General features: G+C 49.4%; 12 protein-coding genes. 4 read left to right on the forward strand and 8 right to left on the reverse strand.

Annotation, left to right across the window (positions count from 1 at the left end; translation table 11 throughout):
* Positions 1-57: 57 nt before the first annotated feature.
* Both rstB and SK34_RS25130 read right to left on the reverse strand, forming a co-directional pair.
* The gene (gene rstB, locus SK34_RS18015; protein WP_003028962.1) at positions 58-1359 is read right to left on the reverse strand and encodes a two-component system sensor histidine kinase RstB; all 1302 of its coding nucleotides are present in this window, start codon (positions 1357-1359) and stop codon (positions 58-60) included.
* Between the two features lie 228 nt (positions 1360-1587).
* Positions 1588-2106, reverse strand: coding sequence for a hypothetical protein (locus SK34_RS25130; protein WP_048233691.1), 519 nt, complete (start codon positions 2104-2106; stop codon positions 1588-1590).
* Between the two features lie 234 nt (positions 2107-2340).
* Here SK34_RS25130 and SK34_RS18025 point away from each other — a divergent pair, with 234 nt between their 5' ends.
* Complete coding sequence (locus SK34_RS18025) at positions 2341-2685, forward strand: DUF1294 domain-containing protein (RefSeq protein ID WP_048233853.1); 345 nt, start codon at positions 2341-2343, stop codon at positions 2683-2685.
* Between the two features lie 26 nt (positions 2686-2711).
* Here SK34_RS18025 and SK34_RS18030 read toward each other — a convergent pair whose 3' ends face one another.
* Positions 2712-3503 (reverse strand): MBL fold hydrolase, encoded by a 792-nt coding sequence (locus tag SK34_RS18030; RefSeq protein WP_048233693.1) that lies wholly within the window; start codon positions 3501-3503, stop codon positions 2712-2714.
* 190 nt (positions 3504-3693) lie between these two features.
* On the opposite strand from SK34_RS18030, the gene SK34_RS18035 reads away from it, so the two are divergent.
* Complete coding sequence (locus SK34_RS18035; RefSeq protein WP_016150204.1) at positions 3694-4536, forward strand: aminoglycoside phosphotransferase family protein; 843 nt, start codon at positions 3694-3696, stop codon at positions 4534-4536.
* 115 nt (positions 4537-4651) lie between these two features.
* Positions 4652-5680: a HoxN/HupN/NixA family nickel/cobalt transporter gene (locus tag SK34_RS18040; RefSeq protein WP_032935803.1), complete on the forward strand. Its 1029-nt coding sequence runs from the start codon at positions 4652-4654 to the stop codon at positions 5678-5680.
* Between the two features lie 52 nt (positions 5681-5732).
* Here SK34_RS18040 and SK34_RS18045 read toward each other — a convergent pair whose 3' ends face one another.
* The gene (locus tag SK34_RS18045) at positions 5733-7073 is read right to left on the reverse strand and encodes an L-cystine transporter (protein WP_003836391.1); all 1341 of its coding nucleotides are present in this window, start codon (positions 7071-7073) and stop codon (positions 5733-5735) included.
* A gap of 246 nt (positions 7074-7319) precedes the next feature.
* The gene (rstA, locus tag SK34_RS18050) at positions 7320-8063 is read right to left on the reverse strand and encodes a two-component system response regulator RstA (RefSeq protein WP_170926231.1); all 744 of its coding nucleotides are present in this window, start codon (positions 8061-8063) and stop codon (positions 7320-7322) included.
* Between the two features lie 118 nt (positions 8064-8181).
* Here rstA and SK34_RS18055 point away from each other — a divergent pair, with 118 nt between their 5' ends.
* A complete protein-coding gene (locus SK34_RS18055; protein ID WP_003028950.1) occupies positions 8182-8517 on the forward strand; it encodes a GlpM family protein in 336 nt (111 codons plus the stop codon).
* On the opposite strand, the gene folM is transcribed toward SK34_RS18055, so the two are convergent.
* The 3 genes from folM to ydgH form a co-directional block, all read right to left on the reverse strand.
* A complete protein-coding gene (folM, locus tag SK34_RS18060; RefSeq protein WP_048233695.1) occupies positions 8514-9236 on the reverse strand; it encodes a dihydromonapterin reductase in 723 nt (240 codons plus the stop codon). The genes SK34_RS18055 and folM overlap by 4 nt on opposite strands.
* Positions 9237-9272: 36 nt before the next feature.
* A complete protein-coding gene (locus SK34_RS18065) occupies positions 9273-10655 on the reverse strand; it encodes an amino acid permease (RefSeq protein WP_016150209.1) in 1383 nt (460 codons plus the stop codon).
* Positions 10656-10900: 245 nt separating this feature from the next.
* Positions 10901-11845, reverse strand: a complete 945-nt coding sequence (ydgH, locus tag SK34_RS18070) for a DUF1471 family protein YdgH (RefSeq protein WP_003028946.1) — start codon at positions 11843-11845, stop codon at positions 10901-10903.
* Between the last annotated feature and the right edge of the window lie 287 nt (positions 11846-12132).

Consider the following 12132-nt stretch of genomic DNA (forward strand, 5'->3'; position numbering starts at 1 on the left):
TTACAACATACTTTTTTATAGCACAACCTCCGCCGCCTGACCACCGAGCAGAATAGGTCAGGCAGCTGAGATTTCGGGAATGTTATGCCAGACGGGCCAACGGAAAGTAAACCGGGCGCCGCCAAGTTCACTTTCATCACAGACGACCGTCCCCCCCATAGCCAAAGCAATTGAGTGGACGATGGCTAACCCAAGCCCACAACCCCCGGTTGCCCGGTCACGGCTGGGGTCAAGGCGTACAAACGGTTCAAAAACCTGTTCGCGAGCGTCTGGTGCAATACCGGGACCGTCGTCTTCCACTACCAGCGTGGCTTGATTGCCGTTCAGCAGCAGACTGGCTTGCACTGTAGATTGGCAATAGCGCAGGGCATTGTTCAGCAAATTATCCAGGACCCGCTCCATCAGGCGCATATCCAACGCGCCGTAGTCGCCAGTTTCGAGATGACGTAAGTGCACCGTACGGCCAGGATTCACGCTTTGCACATCCTCCAGATGGGTTGTCAACCAAACAGGCAGGTCAGGTACACTGAGCTTCAGTTCATTTTGCGGGCGATCCAGGCGGGCGTAGGTCAGTAACTCTTCGATCAACGCTTCCAGTTGGCCGATATCACGATTAAGCGCCTGAGATTCCTGCCCGGTGAGGTTATCACTCATTTCCAGCCGGTAACGTAAACGTACCAGCGGAGTACGAAGCTCATGGGCAATACCATCGATGAGCTGTTTTTTACTGGCTATCAGCGCATTGATATTGTCGGCCATTTGGTTAAACGCTACGCCCAGGCGCTCAAAGCTGGAACCGTTGTCAAAATGAAGGCGTTCACTCAGATGTCCTTCACCAAAACGTTGTGCGGCGGATTCGAGTCTTAGCATTTCTTGCCAGTGTGGACGCATCCAGATCAGTACCGGGAAGGCCAGTGAGATAGCAATAAAAGCCATCAGCGCGATGTCCAGCAGGCGCATTTGATGAAGAAAATAGAGGTAAGGAACCGGGCCGACTGCCAGCACATAATGGCTGCGAGGAATGCGTTGAATAAAGGTGTATTGATCGTCAAGAGCCACAATATCGCCTTCGCGCAAACGCTGCATGGTTGGGGCATCCAGTGTGTACTTATTCAGCGGTTCAACACGCAGGTCAAATGAGAGGTTTAAGTCCATTTCCTTCAGCGTCTTACCCCAATCGCGTGGCGGGATTTCGCGTAGTTCACTGCGCATCAGGTACAACGAGCTTTTCATCAAATCGTCGAGCGACTGTCTGCCTGCGCGTTCTGCGGTGAATTTGTATACCAGGCCGACCAACAGGGTCATCACCAAAAAGCAGACAAACAGCAGGAGGTAAAACTGCACAAACAGTTTCTTCATAAAAATCACCGAACGCTCAATAAGTTAGCGAGTTCTCGTGTCCCTCAGGGGAAAAGGGGCACAGCAATATCCGCCGATGCGTGGGAGCAGAAAGGTTATCTGATCACCATCTGGCGTGTTTATCCAGGCAGAGTACACTGTATAACTCTTTTCTGCATTCTTATGGCCCCTACGGGGGCGAAATGACCTTTCGCTTGATAACGCATTGCTTTGTACGCGGCAAGTTATTCAAAATCGGGATGGGGTTGTTCTGGCGTATGTTACGACCGCACCTAAAAGGTTACTTCGTTTCTCAACGTAGATTGTGTTGTTATATTCGTAGTTACCTTCGGGATAGCAAATTCTGATGTTAGTCCCGAGATCCGGATCGTCAACATCAGCCCCCGAACAGCTTTTAGAACTTCCTGTAGAGTAGGTGTATGGAGCGGTATAGGACGAGGGGACACCTGGAATGAACCAGGTTATCGCCATAACTGTGATCACTGAAAACAGCACCATGACAATGCTGATGCTACCAAATAATTTCATATAAGTTTGGAAGGGACTTTTTTTCATTATCCCATTACCTACCAGAAATAAGGTAATTAAAAATGACACTGCCAGAGAAATAAGTATGAGGTATTTGGATGTGAGCGGGTAGAGAAAAGTCGCTCTGTATATCGTTACCTTCCACCAGTAAAAAAGAAAAATTGCGCCGAGAGATAAGACGGTGACAAAAAACAAATATGGATATGAGTATTTTCTCATCCCTGCGACTCCAGAACAATTTCTCCATTTGGATTTAATAAATTACCATTTGTTCTGAATAATGAAAACGGTTCTCTTGTTTGAATTGTTAGGTACGCCGCAGACCAGAGAATTTCCGCTATTTCTGGGGGTATAGGCATAAAAACAAAAGGGGTATTCTCACCCATGGCAGGTATGACTGACCTTGCGTATAATGGGTCACGAAACTTCCTGAAAACTGCTGTGACTGAAAATATGAATCTCAATCGCTGTTATTATTCGCTACTCATTTTTGCAGCGATCGGCTGCATTTTCACCGCTCACCCTCTTGTTATATGGTTTCTACTCGCCAACATACTGACGTTGCTGTTATACGGCGTGGACAAAATGGCGGCACGCAAGGACTGGCGTAGAGTGCCGGAATCCACATTGCTGGTGTTTGGCGTTGTGGGCGGATGGGGTGGCGCGATAGCGGGTCAACAAATCTTTCGCCATAAAACACAAAAGCAGCCTTTCAAAACCTACTTCATTATCAGTGTGATAGTGAGTATTTCTGTGATGGGCGTGGTTTATCAGTTCTATCCATTTTTACCTTCTTGAGTATGGTTGGTGAATAAACTGCCGGTTTATCTGAGGCAGGAAATATACTTTTCACCTGAACGTCGCACAATTTCATCGGCATTTTGCGTAATATCTTTTCCTGCAAATGCGCCGTAAAGTTGCTTAAATTTCACTGTACTCAGTCTCTGGGTAATGTTGCTGACCGTTGCAGCTGGCAACGGTAGCATATTAGGGTAGCTCCACATAAAGGAGACGGCATGCGCACCTGGCGTAACCTGGACGATGTCGCCGGAAAGCACCACGCCTTCGCCACGCGCCCAGTGCAGGACGCAGCCGCCAGCAAAGTGTCCGCCGAGACGTATCACCGTGACGTCACGGGTTAACTCAATGGTGTCGCCATCCCAGAATCTAATCCACGGGCTGTCGCGCATTACCCACCTTCTGTCGCTGGCATGAAGGTAAATCGGTGCGTTAAATTCTGCAGCCCAGTCCTGCATGGTGGTGTAGTAATGAGGATGCGATATCGCGATAGCCTTAAGCCCGCCAAGGGACGTTATTAGCGTTTTTGTGGCATCGTCGAGCGAGGCAATGCAGTCCCATAAAATATTGCCTTCAGAGGTACGCAGAATAAACGCGCGCTGATCAATTGCAAAATCAGGAACGGTGCGGATGCTGAGGAGAGTACTGTCGTGTTGCTTCCACTTATTTGTATGCGATGCACACAGGGCGGTAAAATCGACCCATTCCTGTCCGCTCGCAGGGACATACTGGCGTTCATCCTGGCAGATATCGCACTGTTCCGGATGGGCACCAGTTACCTCATAGGATGTTCCACAGGTTTTGCATAACGTGATCATCGTGTCCTCCTTATTTACCGAACACAGTCAGCATGGCACACAGATACACAAGGATGTGCCTGTTAGTGCTCAACCCGTTAAGTCAGTGATGACGGCTGTGGGAGGTTGTAGCTCAACCAAAAGAAAACAGGAATAATGCCGACACGGATCCTTTTGGTTACCATCTTCCAGAGAAAAATGAGGATATTGTTTGGAAAATCGCCTGTTCAACACCTGGCTCAACCGTTGGGGACTCACTCCAGATGGTGAACCGGTTGAAACACACACATCACAGCTTTTGCCTGTAGTGGTCATCAGGGACGGTCAGAAAGCCATACTTAAAATCACCGACGATGACAGTGAACGGATCGGCTGTGAACTCATGGTCTGGTGGAACGGAAATGGCGCAGCGAAAGTACTTGCTCATGCAGCAGGGGCGATTCTGCTGGAACGTGCGACAGGGACAGGGTCTTTAGCGGACATGTCCTGGACTGGTAACGATGCGCAGGCTTGTCGCATTATTTGCCATGCTGCCAGTAGACTCCATTTCTCCCGGAATGCGTCTACGCCAGCGTTAACACCTCTGCACCATTGGTTTAGCGACCTGGCTCCTGCTGCGAAAAAGCATGGCGGTATCCTGACGCGTTGTGCAGCGGTGGCAAATGTACTGCTATCTTCACCCCAAGATGAAGTCGTATTACACGGCGACCTACACCACGGCAATATTCTTGATTTCGGAACGAGAGGATGGCTGGCTATCGATCCCAAAGGGCTGCTAGGCGAGCGTGGCTTTGATTACGCCAATATTTTTACTAACCCTGATCTTGCCGAACCCACCAGACCTGTTGCCATTGAGCCGGAAACATTCACACAACGAGTCAACATTGTGTCTGAAATCGCAAGAATTGAACGGCAACGTTTGCTGATGTGGATTGTTGCCTGGTGTGGGTTGTCGTCCGTCTGGTTTCTGCAAGAGGGGGACAGCGCAACGGTACCTCTGCGTATCGCGGAGCTAGCGATGGCGGAACTTGCTTCAGGTGATAATCAACTTTGATCTACGACACTGGGTTAGTAATTCTTAAGAGTTATCATTAGCCTGATCAACGTTATATTAATTAATCAGTGAGTGGTGGTGTGTTGTTTAGCTCAAATTTAATTGGTGGGAAACAATGAACGCATTGTTTTCATTATTTAAAAAACGCCCGAATATTCTTTTGTTGATGGTCTTACTCATTGGGGCAAACATCGTGGCGTGGCTGTGGGCTTTCACCGCGTTTAGCAACAACACGTCATTGCTTGCACTGAGTCTGATTGCGTGGTGCTACGGTTTGCGCCATGCTGTCGATGCCGATCATATCGCCGCGATAGACAGCGCTACACGTAAACTCATGCAGCAGAAAAAACGCGCCCTGACGACGGGAGCCTGGTTTTCATTGGGACACTCCACCATTGTGGTACTGGCAAGCATAGGCATTGCACTGACCACCAGCGTGTTTAAGCAACATATGGCATGGTTTCAGAATGTCGGCGGTCTGATAGGAACTTCGGTTTCTGCCGCGTTTTTGCTGATACTGGCTACCATTAATCTCATTATTTTCTGCCAGGTCTGGAAGGCATTCCGCCATCTTAAACGCACCGGTACTTACGATGGCACCACGGAAGATATTACAGTTTCAGGTCCTCTGAACTGGCTTTTCCGCTCAGCGTTTCGGTTGGTAGGCAAAGACTGGCATATGTATTTTGTCGGTTTTCTTTTTGGTCTGGGTTTTGATACCGCCACTGAAATTTCTTTGCTGGGAATTTCTGCTTCAAGCGCGTCCAGTGGCATGTCGGTTTGGTCAATTCTCGTGTTCCCGGCGCTGTTTACCTGCGGTATGGCGTTAATTGATTGTCTCGACAGTATTCTGATGGTTGAGGCCTACGGATGGGCGTTCAATAAGCCGCAACGCAAGCTCTATTACAATATGACCATTACCGGGACTTCCGTGATTGTAGCGCTATTTATTGGCGGACTGGAGGCGCTGGGGCTTCTCTCTGACGCGTTTTCGCTCCAGGGTGGTTTGTGGGATACCGTCAGCAATTTAAGTGACCATATGGGGAATGTCGGTTTTGCGATTATTGGCGTCTTTATCGGCTGCTGGATTATCTCTGCCGTAAATTACCGTTGGAAAAAATACGACGGGCTGACGTTTAGTTGACACAAAAGAAAGCCTTCCAGCAACAGGAAGGCTTTGATCTTTTTAGGACTGACTAATTCGCGTTCACGGGTTGTGGTTTTTCAGCACTCTTTTTCAGGAGCCTGTTAGCCAGCACGCCAGACATCATCGAACCGTTCACGTTTAATGCCGTTCTGGCCATATCGACGACAGGCTCGATAGCAATGAAAATCCCCACCAGCGCGACCGGGAAGTTCAGTGTTGAAAGGACGATCAGCGCAGCAAATGTTCCGCCACCGCCTACACCCGCCACCCCAATAGAACCCAGCGCAATCGCAGGTAGCATGGCGAGCAAAAAATGTACTGATAGCGGATCAATCCCAATTGTTGGAGCAATCATCGCCACCATAATAGCCGGATAGATCCCGGCACAGCCATTTTGACCCATGCTGGAGCCGAATGAAGCCGCAATATTGGCAATGGTGTTTTGCACGCCAAATTTTTCTTGTGCGGAAATAGCTAGTGGAATAGATGCTGCACTGCTGCGTGAAACAAATGCAAAGGTTAAAACTGGCCAGACAGTTTTAAAATAGTGAACGGGATTATTACCGCTCAGAACCAGTATCAGTGCGTGGACGATAAACATCATCAGAATCGCAAGGTAACAGGCAGCAATAAAGCCTAACAGACTGGCAAATTGTTCAAATCGATACGCGGAAAATACGCCAGCCATTAATGCCATCACACCATAAGGGGTGAGAGCAATAACGATACGCACCATTTTCATCACCCAAATCTGGATAGCGTTAATGCCAGCACTTAATTTTTCACCTTCTTGCGGGGCGTCCTGTTTGACCTTTAATAATGCCACGCCGGCAAGTAGGGTGAAGATAACAATGCCAATGACGGAAACGCTTCTTGCCCCTGTTAGATCGAGGAAGATATTCGTGGGGATCAGAGATGTAACCAGTTTAGGCAGTGAAATGGCGGCTGTTTTATTTACATCGTCTGCCGTCAGCGTGGACTGCATATGAACAAACGCACTGGCGTCCAGGCCTAATACATGCGCAGTCAACAGCCCAATAAAACCGGCAACCATTACCAGACAGAGCATGCATCCGACGATGGTTAACGACATTTTCCCAATGCCAGCGCTGTTTTCGAGCTTATTAATGGCTGAAAGAATAGAGATGAAAATCAGCGGTACCGCAACCAGCTTCAGTAAATTCACATAGCCGTTGCCGATAACATTGTACCAGTCGATAACTGTTTTTCTTTCGTCAGCAGCAATGAGATGCAGGGATAAACCGATAACGGCACCCGTAAAAATAGCGATGAAGACGCTTTTTGAAAGAGAGTGACTTTTTTGGTTGATTCTGAAAATTGCCCATGAACAAACCAAAAAGAACGCGATATACGCGAGCGAAACGAACATATTGTAGCCTCTTGCCTCATTCAGCACCTGAAATGCCGGAAAGAGTTTTGTTAGTGCGAAAAAAAATGATGAACCATAAGGGTTCAGGACCGCGACGGATTATAGGGAGGGGGGAGGGTAACAGCCACACAAAAAGTGTGGAACGGCGTCGGATGGTGTTTGTATGCCTGTTCTGTAGACGATTTTAAGTGACAGTGTAACGTATTGTGAATAATCCAGCCGATCAATGAGATCGGCCCGGTGGCATTACTTCTGTGGCTCGTCGTCCCAGGCGTGGGGTGCAAAGAGATAACCTTTATTGCGCACTGTTTTGATTCGATAAGGTTCAGTCGCGTTATCGAGCAGTTTTTTGCGTAACCGGGAAATCGCGACATCTACGCTGCGATCCATGCCGTCATAGCTTACGCCACGTAGGTTCTTCAGCAACGCATCGCGGTCCATAATCTGCCCGGCATGGGTTGCCAACTCCCACAGTAATTCAAAATCAGCGGTGGAAAGAGAAACTTGCTCGCCGCCGAGCAGCACGGAGCGGTTGGTTGGGTCGATAGTGAGTGTGCCGAAGCGCAGCGTTGTGTGCGGTGTGATGGTCGCCGATTGAATGCCTTTAGACTGGGTAGAGTGCTCATTCTGACGCAGGTGCAGACGCAGGCGAGCCAGCAGCACCGCTGGCGGCGTGGTTTTCAGAATATAGTCACAGGCACCCATTTCCAGTGCCAGGATATGGTTCATGTCGCTGTCCAGCGAGGTGAGCAGGACAATCGGGCCTTGCCAGCGTCCGCGTAAATCTCGGCAGATAGTCATCCCGTCTTTGCCCGGCAGCATGATATCTAATAACACCAGATCGGGTTGAACGTGCAGGATTTTCTCCTCAGCCAAATCACCACGAGGTTCAAGGATAACCTCAATATCATGCCGGGCCAAATAGGCTGCAATCAGTGAGCCAACTTCGGGATCATCTTCAACAAATACGATGGTGTTCATATCATTAATTTTTGAATATAAAACGCCAACATACACCGCCCTGGTTTTTCCTTCCATTAATCTTTTCTAAACAAGAACGCTTCCGTTATGCTAGGGGCTGATGTTATTGATGTGTTAAGGCAGAGTGATGGGACTCGTTATAAAAGCGGCGCTCGGTGCGCTGGTGGTGGTGTTGATTGGCTTGCTGGCGAAAACAAAGAATTACTATATTGCCGGATTAATTCCGTTGTTCCCGACGTTTGCGTTGATTGCCCACTATATCGTGGCCAGTGAACGCGGGATCGAGGCGTTACGTACAACCATCATATTCAGCATGTGGTCGATTATTCCCTATTTTGTCTACCTCGTTTCACTGTGGTATTTCACCGGATTTATGCGCTTACCCGTTGCGCTCGGCGGATCAGTGGTGTGCTGGGGCCTGAGCGCGTGGTTGCTGATCTTTTGTTGGATCAAACTGCACTAACGCAGATGACGCCCACCATCAAGGGCAAAACTACGTCCGGTGACAAAACAGCTGGTTAACAAATAGTCAATTAAATCAATGACCTCTTTTTCACCTGGCGCGGTTTTCATCAGTGATTTGTTCAGTGCCCGCTGGCGATACTCTGCATCATCACCCTCGTTAAACAGGATAAGTGAAGGGGCAATCGCGTTCACTTTCACTTCCGGTGCCAGTTTGCGCGCGAACGAGCGGGTCATATTATCCAGCGCCGCTTTGCTGGCAGCATAAGCAATGTGCTTGTCGCTGCCGCGCTCCACAACATAATCAGTAAAATGGATTATATCGCTGGCCGCGTGTCCATGACCGCGTAGCAATCCTTCCAGTGCATGGTTGAGCAGGTAGGGCGTATTGACATGAATCTGCATCATGGCTGACAGCACATCGGTCAGCGGTGTACCAGGCTTTTCTGCAAGCCAGGCACTGGCATTATGCACAATAGCGCGCAAGCCATCCGTCTGAGCTTTGACCTCATCAGCAAAGGCCAGCACGCCTTCATCCGTGGAAAAGTCAGCAGGGATACAAATCGCGCCCGCTTCTCGCAGGCCGTCAATGGCAGGATAGTGCGTACGGTAGCTGACGATAACTGGCTGTTTTTGGTTCAGAAAGTGCCATGCGACGGCGAGGCCGATACGACGACCACCTCCGGTGATAAGAATTGGCAAAGGGTTTTTTTTACCCATCGTAATCTCCATATGTCGCGAACGATGGGTATAACGTTACCCCATCAGCATCCAGGTAGCCGGCACAGCAGCAACAAGCAGCAGGCCGATCAGCGCCATCTCCTGGCGTTTTAATACGTTTTCATGCGCGTGCGTTTTACGGGCATAAAGGAAAACCAGCAGTCCTGGCGCATACAGCACTACGGACAGCAGCAGGTGCATCGGACCTGACGCATACAATAACCATATGCCATAAATACTCGCCCCGATACCGACAGCCTTATGAATCGGACGGGTAGCAATTTTTAACAGAAATGCGCCGACCAGCAAATAGGGCACCAGAATCATCTCTGAGGCGATAGTCAATAACGTATTGTAGTCGGAACCAGTAAGCCAGATCAGCACCAGGCAGACCTGTACGCAGATGTTGGTCAGCCATAGCGACGCCGATGGCGCGCCTTGCGCGTTCTGTCGCGCAAAAATGCGCGGAAACGCTTTGTGCGTGGAGGCGAGGAACGGCACTTCCGCCGCCATAATCGTCCAGCTTAGATAGGCGCCGCACACGGAAACAATCAGACCTGCGGCAATAATAATTTCGCCCCATGGTCCCATCATTTTAACCATCAGACCGGCCATTGATGGGTTACGGATCTCCGCCAGTTCGGGACGTGCGACAACGCCCAGAGACAGCAGGGTGACCAGCAGGTAAACGCCCAGTGCGGCAAGTACCGCCAGCAGCGTGGCGCGTCCGACATCGCGTTTGTTTCTGGCACGGGCAGAAACCACCACCGCGCCTTCCACACCGATGAATACCCACAAGGTGATGAGCATGGTGTTTTTGACCTGCTCCCAGACGGGAACACCCAATGCTACGCCGGTAAAATCGAGAGTAAAGGTGTCGAGCTTAAACAGCATGAACGCCAGCACGATAAACAGACCCAGCGGCAGTAATTTCGCCAGCGTCGCGACCAGGTTAATACTGGCTGCCGTTTGCACACCACGCAGCACAAGGAAGTGTACGATCCACAGCAGCATCGATGCGCCCACAATCGACTGCCAGGTATTACCGTCGCCAAACAGACGTAACTCAGGCGTGTCGGTAAAGAAGCTGAGTGCAGAGAAGACAATGACCAGATACGAAACGTTAGCGATAACGGCACACAGCCAGTATCCCCACGCGGAGCAGAAGCCAATCAGCTCGCCAAAACCTTCACGCGCATAGGTAAAAATACCGCCATCCAGTTCAGGACGGATACGCGTCAGGATCAGCATGGCAAAGGCGAGCAAAAGAATACCCGCACCGGTAATCGCCCAACCAATCAGTAATGCAGCCGGGCTGGCTACTGCCGCCATGTTTTGTGGCAGGCTGAAAACGCCAGCGCCGAGCATTGAGCTTAAAACCAGCGCGGTCAGTGCGCTCAGACCCAATTTCTTTTCCATTTGTATCCAGTTACAAAAACGAGAGTGAGAGAATAATTATTTTGGCAAACCGCATAAAAATGGTGAAAGCCACTAAGGCGCGGGATTTTACGGAGAGAAGAGAATGCATGCAATGGGGATAGAGAGATTTGTGACTAATAGTGTGAAAAGTTGTCTTAATACTGCTGTTTTTGTTTTGTCTGGGAGCAGAACTGCGCGAAATTATCAGGTCTACAAGGACTGTAGACCTGATAATACATTGGGTATTACTTATACAGATCGGCGCTGATTGTCACGTTGTTACCACGTTCTGACCACTGGCGGGTGATGTGATAATACTTCGCGCCTTTTTTCGCAGCGCGTTTTGCTACCTGATAAGAAACTTCCGTCATGTTGCCGTAGTTACCGGTGAACTTGATGCTGTCGAACGGTACCATCATGGCGGCGGTCGCTTTGTTCAGTTCTTCAACTTTGGTTCCATCCGGTAGCGTGACAGTGTAACGTCCGCCTTTGGTGGATTGCGTTTCGAAGAAGCGACCGACTTCAGCACTCGGAGAAGCGGTAGTCGCAACGCCTGGGATCTCAACTTTCTTCGCGGCTTCGCCACCTGCTGCTAATGCGGCGCGTCCGGCATCAGAATCTGCTGGGATTGCATCAGGGCTTTGCACGACGCGTTTTTTCGCATCAGCTTTGTAGATGAATGCGGTAATACGCTGGTTGCCGCCCTGGTTGGCATCGACCTGGCGCACGATATAGAAGGAATATGCACCTTTCTCTCTCGCAGCTTTGGTGATTGCATCGTTTACTTCAGGCTGGCTACGGTAGAAACCCTGTACCGTAACGGTATCGTAAGGTTCAATCAGAACGGCCTGATCTTTAGGCAATTCCATAACGCCGTTAATGATACGGTTTTTTGACGCTTCCGCTTTTTCAGCGTCAGCTTTATAGACGTCGGCAACAACGCGCCAGTTACCGCCGCTGCCAAAATCTGAAGTATCAACAACATAAAAGGAGGCTGCACCGTCTTTATCTGCACGGCGTGATACGGCAGCAACTGCATCACCGATAGCATTAAAACGACCGGTGACCACAATGCGGTCATAGGGTTTCAGGGCAGCCGCTTGCTCCGGCGTCAATTCTGTCGCTGCATTGACAGAAAAAGCAGTCGCAGAAATAAGTGCGGACGCCAGGAGAGTGTTCTTAAGCTTCATAAAAATAATCCTTCGCCTTGCGCAAACCAGGTACTGGTATTGTTATTGACTAGAAACGTCGCTGATTATTGCATTTAAATTGCGTCAGTGTCTGCGTCATTTTTCACTCATCGTGCCACCTGGCTTAACAACATCGATAACATTTTGTGATATGCCGAAAAATTCGGCGTTTGGTGACCAAAACTGATAAAGCAGTTGAATTTCATAAGTTAATTTAATGTTAATTAATTGTTTTTGGCAGGTACGTAATCATGTTTTGCCGCTTCGCTTAAGCGAATTATCAGCCT

This window comes from Citrobacter sp. MGH104, from assembly GCF_001034485.1.
Taxonomy (GTDB): domain Bacteria; phylum Pseudomonadota; class Gammaproteobacteria; order Enterobacterales; family Enterobacteriaceae; genus Citrobacter; species Citrobacter freundii.